At 42.6% G+C, this 14,506-nt stretch carries 15 protein-coding genes; 10 read left to right on the forward strand and 5 right to left on the reverse strand.

From position 1 onward, the window contains the following. Positions 1-9 precede the first annotated feature (9 nt). Positions 10-1,266, forward strand: coding sequence for a DNA cytosine methyltransferase (locus tag DSL64_RS03775; RefSeq protein WP_115829321.1), 1,257 nt, complete (start codon positions 10-12; stop codon positions 1,264-1,266). Between the two features lie 370 nt (positions 1,267-1,636). On the opposite strand, the gene DSL64_RS03780 is transcribed toward DSL64_RS03775, so the two are convergent. Together DSL64_RS03780 and DSL64_RS03785 are read right to left on the reverse strand one after the other, a co-directional pair. Further along, positions 1,637-2,710, reverse strand: a complete 1,074-nt coding sequence (locus DSL64_RS03780) for a hypothetical protein (RefSeq protein ID WP_115829322.1) — start codon at positions 2,708-2,710, stop codon at positions 1,637-1,639. A gap of 3 nt (positions 2,711-2,713) precedes the next feature. Then, complete coding sequence (locus DSL64_RS03785) at positions 2,714-3,835, reverse strand: hypothetical protein (protein WP_115829323.1); 1,122 nt, start codon at positions 3,833-3,835, stop codon at positions 2,714-2,716. Positions 3,836-4,273: 438 nt separating this feature from the next. On the opposite strand from DSL64_RS03785, the gene DSL64_RS03790 reads away from it, so the two are divergent. After that, the gene (locus tag DSL64_RS03790; protein ID WP_115829324.1) at positions 4,274-4,447 is read left to right on the forward strand and encodes a type I restriction-modification system subunit M N-terminal domain-containing protein; all 174 of its coding nucleotides are present in this window, start codon (positions 4,274-4,276) and stop codon (positions 4,445-4,447) included. A 331-nt stretch (positions 4,448-4,778) separates the two neighbouring features. On the opposite strand, the gene DSL64_RS03800 is transcribed toward DSL64_RS03790, so the two are convergent. Further along, positions 4,779-5,015, reverse strand: coding sequence for a hypothetical protein (locus DSL64_RS03800; protein ID WP_115829326.1), 237 nt, complete (start codon positions 5,013-5,015; stop codon positions 4,779-4,781). 753 nt (positions 5,016-5,768) lie between these two features. On the opposite strand from DSL64_RS03800, the gene DSL64_RS03805 reads away from it, so the two are divergent. The 7 genes from DSL64_RS03805 (at position 5,769) to DSL64_RS03835 (ending at position 11,777) form a co-directional block, all read left to right on the forward strand. Next, complete coding sequence (locus DSL64_RS03805; RefSeq protein ID WP_115829327.1) at positions 5,769-6,653, forward strand: helix-turn-helix transcriptional regulator; 885 nt, start codon at positions 5,769-5,771, stop codon at positions 6,651-6,653. A gap of 83 nt (positions 6,654-6,736) precedes the next feature. Next, a complete protein-coding gene (locus DSL64_RS03810) occupies positions 6,737-7,534 on the forward strand; it encodes an SDR family oxidoreductase (RefSeq protein WP_115829328.1) in 798 nt (265 codons plus the stop codon). Positions 7,535-7,787: 253 nt separating this feature from the next. After that, positions 7,788-8,831, forward strand: a complete 1,044-nt coding sequence (locus tag DSL64_RS03815; RefSeq protein ID WP_115829574.1) for an SDR family oxidoreductase — start codon at positions 7,788-7,790, stop codon at positions 8,829-8,831. 1 nt (position 8,832) lies between these two features. Next, positions 8,833-9,186 (forward strand): hypothetical protein, encoded by a 354-nt coding sequence (locus tag DSL64_RS03820; protein ID WP_115829329.1) that lies wholly within the window; start codon positions 8,833-8,835, stop codon positions 9,184-9,186. Between the two features lie 20 nt (positions 9,187-9,206). Further along, complete coding sequence (locus DSL64_RS03825) at positions 9,207-9,995, forward strand: helix-turn-helix domain-containing protein (protein WP_115829330.1); 789 nt, start codon at positions 9,207-9,209, stop codon at positions 9,993-9,995. 35 nt (positions 9,996-10,030) lie between these two features. Continuing rightward, entirely contained in the window at positions 10,031-10,885 is an 855-nt protein-coding gene (locus DSL64_RS03830; protein WP_115829331.1) for an AraC family transcriptional regulator, read from the forward strand. Positions 10,886-10,949: 64 nt separating this feature from the next. After that, entirely contained in the window at positions 10,950-11,777 is an 828-nt protein-coding gene (locus tag DSL64_RS03835; RefSeq protein ID WP_115829332.1) for an NAD-dependent epimerase/dehydratase family protein, read from the forward strand. 16 nt (positions 11,778-11,793) lie between these two features. Here the strand turns inward: DSL64_RS03835 and DSL64_RS03840 are convergent, their stop codons facing one another. Both DSL64_RS03840 and DSL64_RS03845 read right to left on the reverse strand, forming a co-directional pair. Further along, entirely contained in the window at positions 11,794-12,216 is a 423-nt protein-coding gene (locus DSL64_RS03840; protein ID WP_115829333.1) for a hypothetical protein, read from the reverse strand. 2 nt (positions 12,217-12,218) lie between these two features. Further along, positions 12,219-13,391: an FAD-dependent monooxygenase gene (locus tag DSL64_RS03845; protein ID WP_115829334.1), complete on the reverse strand. Its 1,173-nt coding sequence runs from the start codon at positions 13,389-13,391 to the stop codon at positions 12,219-12,221. Positions 13,392-13,478: 87 nt separating this feature from the next. On the opposite strand from DSL64_RS03845, the gene DSL64_RS03850 reads away from it, so the two are divergent. Beyond that, the gene (locus DSL64_RS03850; protein ID WP_115829335.1) at positions 13,479-14,444 is read left to right on the forward strand and encodes a helix-turn-helix domain-containing protein; all 966 of its coding nucleotides are present in this window, start codon (positions 13,479-13,481) and stop codon (positions 14,442-14,444) included. The last annotated feature ends 62 nt before the right edge of the window (positions 14,445-14,506 follow it).

Here is a 14,506-nt window from a genome sequence, read left to right on the forward strand (position 1 = left end):
TTAGAAGTAATGGCAAACCCGGAATGGACAGTCTTTGACTTATTCGCTGGAGCTGGCGGATTTGGATTGGGATTTGAGATGGCAGGTATAGAGCTTAGGTTATCTTTGGAGAAGGATGCATGGGCGGTTGAAACTCTGAAAGCTAACCAATTAAACGATCGTCACAAGATTATTCAAAAAGATATTAGGTTTTTAAACTGCACCGATAGTATTTTAGAAGCTGCAGACGGTATCAAACCCAATATTATTATCGGAGGGCCGCCTTGTCAGGGATTCAGTCAAGCTGGCCCCCCTAAAGATCCTGCAGATCCCAGAAATACATTATTTGTAAACTACGCGAGATGGGTTGAGGTTTTACGACCACAAGTTTTTGTAATGGAAAACGTATCGGGAATGCTAACGCGTAAGAATGAATCAGGTGTCCCAGTCATAGATATAATAAGGGGGAAGTTTCAGGAACTTGGTTACTTAATTGAAATCTGGAAACTAAATGCATTAAACTATGGTGTACCACAATCAAGAGAGAGAGTATTTATAGTTGGAAATATTTACAACAAAGAAATTGGAAGTCCGCTTGCTACACATGGAACGCCTGCAATGCAAAAAAAACTACAAACAATTTTGTTAACACCTTTGACAGTTGGTGAAGCAATCAGCGATTTGCCAAGGATATTAGCGGGTGAAGGCAGTGAGCAGATGAATTATACTCAACCGCCCTTGTCAGACTTTCAAGCATGGGCAAGAGGCAATTCTCAGTTTGTAAATAATCACGTTTCAATGATTCACACAAAACGCATCGTCGAGCGTTATAAATATTTGCAATCGGGTGAAGTTTTCGAAGATCTGCCAGAAAACTTACAGGTAAGGAAACGGAGTGGAAATGGGGAGATATCCAGTTCAAAATATCATTCGAATTACCGTCATTTGAAGGCCGAGCAGATATCCTTTACAATTCCAGCGTCATTTTATTCCACCTTCATTCATCCTACGATTCCAAGAAACATAACGTCAAGGGAGGCAGCGAGACTGCAATCCTTCCCTGATCATTACATATTTAAGGGGAAGCGAACACAAATATCCGCGAAGCTCCTAAAGCGACTTGGAAAAGAATCACAAAACAATTTATCCCAATACAATCAGATAGGCAATGCCGTCCCCCCTCTGCTATCTTTTCACATTGCAAAAAGGATAGACGATTTTCTTAAATCAGAAAAGGCCGGTGATTTGAGTAAAGTTATTTATGATATTGAATATGTAACTAACTGATATAGTGTTTGTTTAATTCAATGGCGCATGAAACGTTGAGGTGAATATCTGAAATAGAAGTTACTTTGTAGATTTCCCATTCCACATCTTCATTTCAAAAGCAAGTTCTTCATTCGATGCTATATAACGAAGAAGACTGGTTTACTTTCCAGGGTTCTCCAAAGTAGAGTGGTGGTGAATTACACAAATTTTAATCCGCGTCTTTTGAAAAAACAGTAAGAGAGGCCATAAAAAAGAAATACAACAACTAATGATTGTATGAGAAATGGGGTAGATACAATGGTAACATTTTGAATAGTGTCGTGAATGTCTGAGAAAAGGTACTTACCAGAAGTGCTAAACACTAGATTCGCGGAAACCTATTTTAAGATTACTGCTTCTTATAAATCTGAATTAAAACCTCATCTATTAAGGGTTCAGCAAAATTTAGGATAAAATCTTCTTCGTTTTCTGTAAGTATATACTCGCCTATCCGTTGATGGGCAATTGAGCTTCTGATACGATAAATCCAATATGAAATCAAGTCAATAATAAAATGTTCGTATGTCGTTGTTGTTATCTTTTTTCGAAGAGTTCTAATATCTGTCTCAGAAAACGAAGGTAGCTTCATAAAGCTTTCAAATTCCGCTTCATTACTCTTCATGGGGTCGCCAGTTTTGGAAAAGACATGAAAAAGAGTTTCTGAAATTGCATAATATTCCGTAGACTTGTAAGCAATGGTTGCTATTGCTGAATAATCAGTTATTCTACCTTTGAGAACCAATTTAAGTCTGTTCAATTCATTACTACCCAAGTCAGACATTATTCCTGCAATTCCGATCAAGTCATTCTTCAATGCTTTAATTCGATCAACTACTTCCAGGTCATAAAGTAATTCGATCTGATGATATTTTTTTAAGAATCTCTCAAAACAATAAGGTTGTAACAAAGCTTTTAAAGAGTTACTCCTATGAAAATTAGAGGAATGCTTTAAATCCGGAATTAAGGTGATAGAGGGAATATTCAATTGCTTACTTGATAGACTGTGTCTTGTATCGTGAGAATAGTTTCCCCAAATTGATGCAGTTTTAAAGTACTTATTGTAATATAAATCTAGATAATCCTCATGAATAACTGCGTATGAGGATTTCATTACTAGTTCCTTAACTAGAAAGACATCGATATCGACGTCGCTCAAATATGCTATATATTTGTTTTCAGTAAGTTTGCTCCTATCCAACAGGTTGTTGCTAGGCTTAGTGCACAAAGAACCGATTTTAGTTCCGTCTTCTAGCAATAGGTCGATTTCATTATCGGCATGATAAATATTGCTTGCTACGGATACCTTTAGAGCCACATGATGATTCACTACGACTTTTTTTCTTATGAAACCGATTGATGTTACTGTATACTCAAACTTATCAAAGGTTTGGAACGACGATGATTTGAAGTCTAATTCTTTCATATACTAAGCTTCTGCTGTCCAACAATCTGATAGTTTTTTTTCACCTTCCTCGCGAAAAAATTCTTTAAATCCATTAAACAGTAATTTTCTTGTCGCGACTCCTACATTTATTTTTCTTATTTCAAAACCTTTTAATAGTTTGTAGTATATATCTAATCCCAACGGGTCTTCCTGTATTTTTGAAGCCAATTGGTCTAAAAGATTATTAAGTGCTTTACTTATTCTATTTTCTCTTTCTCTACTAACACCAAAGTCAGAGATGGCAGCAAAAAATGAAATCATAACATTTTCTAGGCTAAGCCAATTAATTTTAGAACCGTCCTCGCTTGCCAAATAATACTTGTATGCTAACGTATCTATTTGTGTATAGTATTCCAGAAAGAAAATGTACCTTTCGAAACTATCATTTAAATCGCTCTCACTTGAATCGGTTACTGAATCCTCCATTAGCTGTTGTGCTACAATGTTACTTTTATTGAGCTCCTGAGTTTTCCATAAAAAGCTTTGGTAGGAAGCAACCAACCGTTCAAAGACGAATTGTCCAGCTCTACTTTTTCTTCTCGACTCTGCTTCCCGAAAAATCTCCAGTCCCGGTATGCTCTCTTTAATTCGCTCCTCAAGTGTCATGAAGAGAAGCTCTATTTGATGGCGAAGCGACATTGGTTTTTGTCCTGCATTAAGAACAATAAGCCTGTAAATAATATGCTTTGGATTTTTCTCGACCCAAAATTCCAGGAGTAATTTTTGATCCTTATTGAACTCGTGACCTTCTTCTCTAATGTCATGTAGAATATATGTTCTCTGCAAACCATCCAGAATACTGAAGATACCAGGAGTCTCTAAAACTTTTTTCAATTCATCATCCCCTTGATTGTTAAGAATATCCAAGACACGATCAACCTCACCTTTGTTGACAGCAAGCGTAATAGTTGGCAGCAAAGCACCTGCTTTAATGTCATTTTTCATCCTGTTGTAAGCCTTGTGCTTTTCTCGTCGTCGTTGAATACCGTACTTATCATAATCCTCACCGATTAAGTTAAGGTAGTCATCAATGTTAATTTGCCCATAAATTATATCTGTACTCGTTCGTAGATCTCTAGTTTTTCCAACTACTTGTAAATCCATAATTATCTATTTTTACTCTTTTAATTTTATATTTTTTTTACTTCGTAAGTTTCAAATCGTTCAATAATATTTGTCAACATCGCATCATTAACTTTACTTAACTGATAGATCTTAGTACACCAACGGACGAGAAGCTTAACATTTCAAATGTCATTCATTGGAGTTTCAACTACAATAGTCTATCTGCACTTCGGAGGCCACCATTTTAAAAGTATAAGCCTGTCTGACGTTGAAGTCAAATACATTCGAAAAATATGTCGATGAGAGTATCTGGAGATTCGTGCTCAACAATGTATTAGTTTCGAAAAATAATTATAGTGGTTTTTGAACTCCATTTGCTGCGCCCCTTTTGTAAATATCATTTATTAATTGCCGACCTTTAAAAATACTTATTTTTACGAAATACATTAGGTAAACTTCCGAGATTTTATCAGACTCATGAAGCATACAGTACACGATATGCTTGTTTCGTTTATCTGGTCCATTGCAGAGGACTGTCTCCGTGATGTTCGTAAGCGCGGAGAATACAGGGATGTAATTCTCCCAATGGTGATATTCAGCAGGTTGGATGCATTGCTTGAGCCGACCAAGGGGATAGTATGGAAGAATTAACTTTCCCAAAAAAAGCGGGTCTTATTGAATGTGGCCAGAATTATTCAAGTATAGGGATATGTGTATTATTACATCAGTCAATGGACTTTGTAACTAGTTTACGATACTGCTCTAAAATTCTTCGCCAGAAGCCAAACCAGACAGAATATGTTGAAGATGCGGTGAGAGCAAAATTTAGTTCTGGTCAGGAAGGCCGGTCGGAAAGGAATTGATAATAGTTTCCGGAACTTACGAATTTGCCTGTGGACTGCATTTCCAATTACCGACCTGCAAGCTTTTGAACAGAGCGAGGCTTCTGTATCTTAACACCTCCACTTGTCCTGATATTAGATCATACGTTAACTATCTGTCGCTTTACGATTTCCATCGCTTCTTCTGATGAAAGTATATCTCCAAATTCATTAATGGAATCTCTGTCATTGTAGATGCCACCTGCATCATTCCATTGCAGCCAGTCAATAATTTCTTCTCTGGGTGTCAGCGCCAAAAACCTGTGGAGGTCTTCTGGCGAAAGCTCCATAATGTCAAAGTAGCTCAGGCCTAAAGAGAATTGTCTATCTGTTGCCATAACGATTGATAATTTTTGGTTAACTAAAGATAAGGGTTGCCGGACAGAATCCCAAGTCCTTAGAGGAATAAATAATATCAGGAAATGGATCGTATGCGGATTTACAATGTGGTTTTGTCTTGTAAATCATTAGACTGCCGGCTTAACGGGATAGTGGAAACGTGCCTGCGAGACAAGAAAGAGTGTATCTTATGTGCAGAAAGAAAAAAACTCACCTTCCTGAAGCTCACGGTGCCAAAAGCACCTTGGGATTCAGGAAGGGTTCCAAGGGGTCCGGGGATGGAATAGTCCCCGGAAACGAATGCTGACTGGGGCTGTGCCGTTACGTACACCAGGATGTTTAGGTTATAATGTCTGGCTAAGGTCCACAAAATGCAGTTCACTGACAAATAGCCGCCTTAAGATAAAATACGTTGTCACTTCGTAGGCCGCGGCAGGTGGCTTGTAGGCGGAACACCCTGTGGCAGAACTTGCAAGTTATTCAGATAACCGATGTGTGTCGCAATTATTCATCGGCTATCCGTAGAAAGTATTTTCGATATTTTAGCCACACAAAGGTGTGACCTGCATATGGCTGACCTTAGATGATGTCCAGATCCATTATACGGATTTTTTTAGAGGTTATCCTGAAGCATCCGGAGTCGGGCCCGTTAGCTTACTCGGACGGGCTTGATGCTGACGCTGCTATCTGTATCATTAAGGAGGGCGCAAAATGTGAATTGGGAAATAGTTTGTTTTTTATAAGTTTGGGTTATGCAGACTATCAGTATCAATGACTTTTTAGAAAAATCAAATGTGAGTCACATGTCCGGTCCAGGCAACTTTAATATGCTGCGGATCAACGAAAAAGACCCATGTGCATTACAGCCTATACCTTATCATCGAAGATCGTTTTATAAGATCAACCTGCTCAGGGGCTCCTATGACATTCACTTTGCGGAAGAAACCTATAAAGTCAGTAAATATGCTATTTTTTTCGCCAATCCTTTGAGCCCTTATAACTGGATACCCGGTGATGGGGCACACAGTGGCGTGTACTGTATTTTCAACACGGACTTCTTTCACCACTTTGGTTCTCTGCAAGCCTACTCTGTTTTCCAGCAGGACGGAGTAAAGGTGTTCGAATTACAAGAAGAGCAGTTTTTTCGGTTAGATGGTATTTTTAGTGAGATGCAAGCTGCTTACCAGAGCGATGATAAGCATAAGTATGATTTAATCAGGAGTAAAATATACGAGCTTCTTCATTTTGCTTCAAAGCTGGATACTCAAAAAGGCAATGTGTTTCAGCATGGTAGAGCTTCTGCGCGTCTTGTTAAAGCATTCCTTGATTTGCTTGAAGAGCAGTTTGATGTGGCAATAAATCCCAATGGAATCATTTTGAAGACCACTTTTGACTTTGCCGCGGCATTGTCTGTTCATCCCAACTATCTCAACCGCGTACTGAAAGAAAATATGGGCAGCTCAACAAAGCAGCTTATCCAGGAACGTTTTCTGCAACAAGCCAGGATATTGCTGAGGTACAGTGATCTGGATATATCCCAGATTGCCCACATGCTGGGCTTTCGGGAACTGACGCACTTTTCTGCCTTTTTCCGAAAGCATGAGAGGATATCCCCTTCCATGTGCAGAAAGGTTTGATTTTTGTCACTATTGGTTTATATCTCGTTACCTGCGGAGACCTCATAGTCCGAAATTTGCAGTCTAAGCAAACAAGTACCAGCATGAACAAAAAATGGTTTATTACCGGCGCATCAAGTGGTATCGGACGGAGTTTAACAGAGCAGCTTTTGAAGGCAGGACATACTGTCTTTGCCACACTGAGACGGCCTGAGCAATTAAAGGAATTATCAGAACAGTATCCTGAAAGATGCTATGCCGATTATTTAGAGCTGACTGATCCTGAAAGTATCCAAAGAGCTGTCGCCAATGCCTGTGACAAATTCGGGCAGATTGATGTCGCAGTCAGCAATGCGGGAATAGGTGTCTTTGGAGCAGCAGAAGAATTAGATATTCCGGTGATCAGAAAGCAACTGGAAGTAAATTTACTAGGATCGATCATCCTGATAAAAACCTTAATCCCTTTTTTAAGGAAACAACCCCATGGAGGGCATATCATTCAGGTATCTTCGGAGGGCGGACAGATCACTTATCCCGGGTTCAGCCTTTACCATGCCTCCAAGTGGGGGATAGAAGGTTTCGTAGAAGCTACCGCGCAAGACGTTGCATCATTCAACATCAGGTTTACCATTGCTGAGCCAGGCCCTACCGGGACGAATTTTGGAAAAAGCCTGACCATCGCAGAGCCCATGGAGGCCTATGAAAAAACACCGGTCAACGGCATTCGGAAATTTATTGAATCCGGGTTTGGGGAACTGGAAGATGTGGATCAGGTTGCCATGCAGATCATTCAGTGTACCGAATCCGTTAATCCGCCTTTACGTTTACCCATTGGATCAGTAGCTAAGAAAAATTTGACTTCCGGCTTGCAGAAAAGACTAAGGGATATTGAGATGATATAATGCAGCAAAAACAGGGCAGCGCACCATAGAGCAGTACGTAAGCCGGGCCCGTAGGTCCGAAGCTGGTGCCCGGGAATGCTGCCTGGGTCCCGGCATCGTTCAAACGAAGCTATTGAGATAATATAAAACCCGTCTTTCCCATAGGGTGTATACCCGGCTGTTTGGACTGCTCAATAAAGCAAATTGGACTTTTCAGAAAACCAGCCCTTCTTTTTTCCCCACGACCTTTGTATCCTATTTTAATCGTAAAAAAATGGAAGACAAAACAACCGTTTTGGTAACGGGCGGAACGGGTTTTGTAGCCCGGCAGATCATTCTGCAATTATTACAAAAGGGCTACCGGGTCAGGGCCACTGTCCGTAAACTGGAAAGTAAAACAGGATTGACAAGCATGCTGGTATCTCAGGGTGTGACGGCCATTGACCAGCTCTCGTTTGTAGAAGCAGAACTCACCAAAGACGATAACTGGCAACAGGCGATGAAAGGTTGCAGGTATGTACTGAGCGTAGCCTCTCCGGTATTTTTTGAGAAACCAAAAGATGAGCAGCAGGCCATCCGGCCTGCCGTGGAAGGTATTTTGCGTATCCTGAGGTTTGCCCGGAGCGAGGGTGTCCGGCGGGTAGTAATGACCTCCAACTTCGGTGCGGTCGGCTTTACACAAACCGATAAGAGCAGGGAAACTACGGAAGCGGACTGGACGGATACAGCAGCAAAGGGGCTATCAGTTTACGAAAAGTCAAAAACACTGGCCGAAAAAGCAGCCTGGGATTTTATACGAACGGAAGGGGGTAAGCTGGAATTAGTAACCATCAACGCCGTTGCGATTTTGGGCCCGGCGCTGGATGCGCACGTTTCCGGCAGCTTTCATCTGCTTCAGAACCTGCTGAACGGATCTATGAAAGCGGTGCCCAATATCCCATTGAACGTTGTGGACGTCAGAGACGTAGCTGACCTGCATATCCGGGCGATGCTCGTTGCTGAAGCCGCAGGTGAGCGCTTCATTGCCAGTGCAGACCGGCAAATTTCATTGCCTGAAATTGCCACATTATTAAGGGCCGAACGGCCAGGTGCATCCCAGCTGGTTGTTACAAGGAAGCTACCGGCCTGGATACTGAGGGTAGGGGCATTATTCAGCACGCAGGCCAGGGAAGCAATGCTGCTGCTCAAAATCAGCCGGAATGTAAGCAATCAAAAAGCCAGGACCGTGCTAGGCTGGAGTCCTGTTGCTCCGCAGGAAGAAACGGTGCTGGCTTCTGTCGACGCTATAATAAAATATAACCTTCTTAAAACTGAGTAATATGAAGGTCATAAGCGGGCTGTTGATTCTGATTTCCTTATATTTGGGTGTCAGCCACGGAAGCCGTGCATTCAGAAAACCATCTGAGGAATATATCCATATGATGTCAGCCCTGGGCATAACGGACGCGGCGCGGACGGTATTTGGCCTTTGGGCGATAACTTCTGCCCTACTGATACTGCTGCCCAGAACGTTCTTTTTTGGAAATGCGCTGCGGGCCGTTCAATTGGTAGTTATGATGGCATTCGCACTGAAGGCAGGGAACTACAGGTTTGCTCTGATAGAAGTGCCGTTTTTGATTATGCCATTGCTGCTGATCTATCTGGGACATCCCTTCGAAGAGCAACGGGTCTGACATCACAAAATACGCTATCGATGAGAACGCTGACAAGCCAGGTAAAGCCTGATGTACTGAAAGAACAGTTCATACCCGATCACCTTTTCATATATATTGCAAAAGGTAATGTCAGTTTCTTTGACGGAAACGAGATTTACACCTACAGCTCAGGGGACTGTTGTATTGCCCGCAGGAACCATCTGGTTAAATTTATGCTCAGCGGTACGACGGAGGATTTTGAACCGATACTGTTTTGTTTTGATGAAGCGTTTCTCAATCAGTTCCGGCAAAAGTACCAAAGCAGCGCAGTCAAGTTTGCATCCGAACATGCTATTGTCAAGGTCTGTGAGAGTGAATTGATCCACAGCTTTGTCAGGTCGGTAAAACCTTATTCCATAGGTGTGATGGAACTGGACACAGCCTTTGAAGATATCAAGTACGAGGAGCTTGTGATCATCCTTCTCAGGTTGCAACCCGAGCTTGCCGGAATATTATTCAATTTTGACACGCCTGAAAAAATTAATCTGGAAGCTTATGTGAACCGGAATTTTCGGTTCAATGTCAGCCTGGAGCGGTTAGCTTTGCTGACCGGGCGCAGCCTTTCTGCATTTAAGCGGGATTTTAACGCGGTGTTCAGCGAGCCGCCGGGCCGCTGGTTGGTGCGGAAGCGTCTGCAGGAAGCTTACTTCCTGGTGCAGCATCAGGGCAGGAAGCCTTCGGATATTTATCTCGAGCTCGGTTTTGAATCCCTGTCCCATTTTTCTGTTGCCTTTAAGAAGGAGTTTGGAATGGTTCCAACCTCACTGAAGATAAGTAACGGGGACTAATTGTTATTTTCATTCAATGATGATTGTAAGAAACCATGCCCATTAGCACTTTCCCTGCAGATCTGAGCCAGAATACCGAGCTCTCCATACGTATCGTTTCTCCGGAGTTCGGACATGTATCCCCGGATTCGGCCGCTCAGCACGGTGTTGCCGGGCGGCTGCCTTATTATTTCTTTCTTTTCGTAATGAAAGGCAGCAGTAAGGAGGTGATTGACGGAGATACGATCGAAGTGGGCGAACGTGAGCTTTTTTTTGCTTTGCCTCATCAGCTCAGACAATTAAGTATGGGTTTCCATACCGCAGACTATTATAAACTGGGATTTGACGATGAGTGCCTTTCGCGATTGCCGAGAAAGTTCCCTTTTTTGCTCAACCCTTTGAGCCAGCAAAAAATCAGTTTTCCTTCCGACGCTGCGCTTAGGCTATCGAACACGTTCAGGATTTTAAGTGACCTGCTGCGCACTGCAGACAATGATCCGGAACTGATCCTGGCTTATCTAAACAGCCTGCTTACAGAAATCAACGCCGCTTATTTTGTATTAGATAAGAAACCTGCGCCACAGGGGCTTGATCAGTTTGTGGGGTTCAAGCTGTTTGTGGAAGATCATCTTACTGATCAGCCCAGTATAACCGAGATTGCGGAGAAACTGGCCCTGAGCACAGATAGTCTGTACAGGGTCGTAAAAGAACATTCCGGGGTTTCACCCAAGGAATTTATTACCGACCGTCTGATCGTAGAGGCAAGACGCAGAATGTATAATAACCGCAAGACCTCTGTAAAGGAACTGGCTTATGAGCTGGGCTTTAATGACCCGGGCTATTTTTCTCGTCTGTTTAAAAAAGTAACCGGTAAAACGGTAGCCGGATTCTATCAGGATTTGTCCTTGTAACTGCGGTATTTGTCCGGGCCTTACTGATAGATTAGCCACACCTTTGTCCAAAACAAATTTAATTATGGACAAACAATTTAGTAAGATATTGGTCACCGGTGCAACCGGTCTGGTAGGTTCAAGGCTTTTGCCACGCCTTCTTGAAGCAGGGTACGATTGTTTCGCATTGGTGCGGGGCAAAGAGGTCGCTGCCGGAGTAACGGCTGTAGAGGGAGACTTATTTGAACCTGCAACGCTGCAAGAAGCTGTCAGGGATGCAGTTGCCGTCGTTCACCTGGCCGCTGTGTTTCGTTCACCTGACACGGACCTGATCTGGAAAAGCAACCTGGAAGGCACGCGCAATCTCATTGATGCGGTAAAGCGCCATGCGCCGCATGCCCGCTTTATACTGGCAAGTACCAGCCATGTATACAACATATCCAATCCTCACCCTGGTAGGGAAGACGACGTGCTTAATCCTGAACATGCCTATCCGGCCAGCAAAGTTGCTGCTGAAAAGGAGTTGGGGGAAAGCGGTTTAAATTGGTCAGTTCTTCGTTTCCCTTTTGTTTACGGAGATGGTGACGGCCACCTGGAAGAGCTGCCCAGACACGTAGTGGCCGCCAGGTTTCATCCGGCCATGCGCATGAGCACAATCCACCACCGCGATATATACACGGCTGTCATGATGGCTTTGCAGGGGACTATGGATGGCAGAGTGGTAAACATAGCGGATGAGGCCCCGACTACATTATATGAACTATTACAGCTGGTGGGTCAGCCGATGACTTCATCCGCAGAGCCATTGACAAACCCTTGGTACCTTCATTCCGATACTTCGCTGGCCCGTAGTTTAGGCTTTCAGCCGTCGGTGAGAACCGTTTATCAGGCGGCACAGGAAAACCTGCTCTGACAACCTTGATCATTTTTTAACTGTCCGCGCCGGAATTACGTTTACGTAGTACCGGCGCCCGGGTTTGAATTGTATACATAACCTTCCGCCCTAAAAGCACAGCGGGCAAGACCCCTGAAACCAGTGACAGCCAAAAGATAAAGGGGTGTATTGTCGACATCCAAAGCCAGGCTGTTACCAATATGATCAGCCCACCAACGATCAGGTTTTCCCTTATGCTGCCACCAATGCCTGTGGTGAGCATCCCTCCTAAAACGCAACTGACCAATACGCACAATAGTTTGATCGTAAACTGAAGGCCTGTTGAAGCCAGATTTGGATCAGTAAATATTTGCAGAGATGAAGGGAAAAACATCCCCTGCAACCTGGCCAGGACAGAACTTAACAATCCAATTGTTCCAAATCCGATCAGTATGGAAATAACTTTTCTAAGATTCATCGTTAGCTTATTCTAAATTTTAACTGATCTTCTGTCAATACAATGGGATCTGTCATTATTTTTTGCACATCGAGATCCGATGCAGTCCGGAAGGAATTCACAAACCGTTTTAATTTTTCTTCGCTGTCGGGAATAAAAGATGCTGCATTATTTTTGGCGTTTGCCTGGAATTTGCGGACCACAGGTTGCATTACTGTGTTGTAATTTCTGCAAGCTGTTTTCAAATCATTGCTGTTCTCCCTGATAAAATGAGCCAATGCCTTTGCCCCGTAAATAGATAAAGAAGCACCCATACCTGATAATGCCGTAGGGCAATATCCTGCATCTCCCAACAAAACAACATTTCCCTTTACCAGATCCGGGGAATTTATCATACCCATTTTATCTGCGAACATGATTCCTTCTTCTGCAAAACGGTTCAACAGGTGCTGAATTTCCTTGTTGTAATCCTGAAATGAGGATATCAACAGCTCATTGGCTCTGCTGTGGATAGAGGCCGCATCTCCCTGACTGTGGATATAGCACTGAATAGCTATTTCATCCTGAGCAATGGGATAAATGGACAACATCTTGTCCACATCCACATAGATATCGAATTTACCGACAGTGTAAGCATGAGGTCCTTTCAGACGTCCTCCCATGTAGAGCACATTAAAATCCTCCAATACACTTGCAGGGAAATAACGTTGTCTGGTTGTAGATCGCAACCCTTCCGAAACGACCAACAGGTCTGCTTCCAGTTGCCCGCCATCCTGGAGGGTTATGCTGACCCCTTTGTCGCTTTGGGTTAGTTTATCGATGCTGGCAGAGAAGCGGAAATCAACATCTTCTTTCAGACCGTTATATAAAACGTGATGCAGACCGCCCCTGGTGATCAATACAGAACGTTCGATATGCTGGTTCATTTTTTCGTAACTGATACCTTGTATGATTTGGTCATTCGATTCCCTGAAATTCACAAACTCGGATGGTGATGATTCTTCGGCAAGTTTGTCTGTCAGTCCCAATTCGTCCATAATGGAAATACCAAAACTTTTAAGGGAGATCAGAAATCCTGATTTACTGAATGATGACGCCCTTTCCAGAACAGTCACGCAATGTCCTTGCCGGGTCAGAAATTTTGCGGCAGTTAACCCTGCTATCCCGCCGCCTGAGATTATAATTCTGTGTTTCATTGTTTACACCTTTTTGTTACTGACACAAAATTATTCCTACTTTTATGGACAAAATAGCTCCATTTAAATTAAAAATAGTCCAGAAAAATGGATCATGAAAAGCGGGAGATGCTCCGGATCGCAGAAAAACTCGGCGTGTCTGTAGCTGCTGTCGAAGAAGAAATTAAAAATCTGCGGCTAAACGACTTAAAGATTGTGGACCTGTTGCCGGAGATGCTGATTATGGTCCGCTCTTTAATTTCCAGCGAGACATTTTTGTATAAAAGGAATCAGATTGAGGCGGTAGATAAAGGATTGCTTATCTCATTTCAGAATATTTTAGATAAGCCGGGAGATGGGGCGGGTATCACAGCAGGAAATCCGGACAGCCGTCCACATGTACGCATTACGTCATCACATCTGGAAAGTGAGATATTGTTTCCGAAAGACATCCATGTCCAGCAGATTACTATCCTTGTGGAACTACAATACTTGAAACGCTTCGTGGGGTCCGACCGGAATAAATTGTATTATCTTTTCGATACCGATAAGATTTTTTGGATAGAAGAATTCATGTCGCCTGAGATGGGGATTTTAGTCGGTCAGCTTGCCAACCTTTCATTGGAGAATGTCTTATCACAAGCCTTTTATCGGTTAAAAGCGCTTGAACTGATCTATATGCTTTTCAGTAATTTACTGGGCCGGGAGAAAACAGAATACCATGACCTGAGCAAAGATGAAATTAATGCGGTTTATCTGGTTCGAAATGCCATAGCATCTTCACTGGATAAACCACCCGTAAAAGATGGGCTGGTAAAGCTCAGCGGCTTGAACGAACTAAAGCTCCGGAAAATTTTCACGCAGGTTTTTGGTAAAGGGATTTATGAATATTACAATCATTTGAGAATGCAGCAAGCGGCTGAACTTTTGAGGCAGGATAACCTTTCTGTTTCCGAAGTCGGTTATCAGTTAGGATTTAGTAACCTGAGCTATTTCGGAAGATTGTTTGAAAAAAGCTATGGCTTAAAACCGAAAAAATGGCAGCATCAAAATGCAAAGTTATTTGTGAAATGAACCTAACATATAGTTGTGTTTATCTAAATTTATTTAACGCACTTCTATTGGCTTTTACGACG

The organism is Dyadobacter luteus (genome assembly GCF_003383615.1).
GTDB classification, from domain to species: Bacteria; Bacteroidota; Bacteroidia; order Cytophagales; family Spirosomataceae; genus Dyadobacter; species Dyadobacter luteus.

What these genes read in the sequence shown, in the direction of transcription:
- DSL64_RS03775 (WP_115829321.1), top strand. Translation starts at nt 10, where the DNA reads ATGGCAAACCCGGAATGGACAGTCTTTGACTTATTCGCTGGAGCTGGC.
- DSL64_RS03780 (WP_115829322.1), bottom strand. Translation starts at nt 2,710, where the DNA reads ATGAAAGAATTAGACTTCAAATCATCGTCGTTCCAAACCTTTGATAAG.
- DSL64_RS03785 (WP_115829323.1), bottom strand. Translation starts at nt 3,835, where the DNA reads ATGGATTTACAAGTAGTTGGAAAAACTAGAGATCTACGAACGAGTACA.
- DSL64_RS03790 (WP_115829324.1), top strand. Translation starts at nt 4,274, where the DNA reads ATGAAGCATACAGTACACGATATGCTTGTTTCGTTTATCTGGTCCATT.
- DSL64_RS03800 (WP_115829326.1), bottom strand. Translation starts at nt 5,015, where the DNA reads ATGGCAACAGATAGACAATTCTCTTTAGGCCTGAGCTACTTTGACATT.
- DSL64_RS03805 (WP_115829327.1), top strand. Translation starts at nt 5,769, where the DNA reads ATGCAGACTATCAGTATCAATGACTTTTTAGAAAAATCAAATGTGAGT.
- DSL64_RS03810 (WP_115829328.1), top strand. Translation starts at nt 6,737, where the DNA reads ATGAACAAAAAATGGTTTATTACCGGCGCATCAAGTGGTATCGGACGG.
- DSL64_RS03815 (WP_115829574.1), top strand. Translation starts at nt 7,788, where the DNA reads ATGGAAGACAAAACAACCGTTTTGGTAACGGGCGGAACGGGTTTTGTA.
- DSL64_RS03820 (WP_115829329.1), top strand. Translation starts at nt 8,833, where the DNA reads ATGAAGGTCATAAGCGGGCTGTTGATTCTGATTTCCTTATATTTGGGT.
- DSL64_RS03825 (WP_115829330.1), top strand. Translation starts at nt 9,207, where the DNA reads ATGAGAACGCTGACAAGCCAGGTAAAGCCTGATGTACTGAAAGAACAG.
- DSL64_RS03830 (WP_115829331.1), top strand. Translation starts at nt 10,031, where the DNA reads ATGCCCATTAGCACTTTCCCTGCAGATCTGAGCCAGAATACCGAGCTC.
- DSL64_RS03835 (WP_115829332.1), top strand. Translation starts at nt 10,950, where the DNA reads ATGGACAAACAATTTAGTAAGATATTGGTCACCGGTGCAACCGGTCTG.
- DSL64_RS03840 (WP_115829333.1), bottom strand. Translation starts at nt 12,216, where the DNA reads ATGAATCTTAGAAAAGTTATTTCCATACTGATCGGATTTGGAACAATT.
- DSL64_RS03845 (WP_115829334.1), bottom strand. Translation starts at nt 13,391, where the DNA reads ATGAAACACAGAATTATAATCTCAGGCGGCGGGATAGCAGGGTTAACT.
- DSL64_RS03850 (WP_115829335.1), top strand. Translation starts at nt 13,479, where the DNA reads ATGGATCATGAAAAGCGGGAGATGCTCCGGATCGCAGAAAAACTCGGC.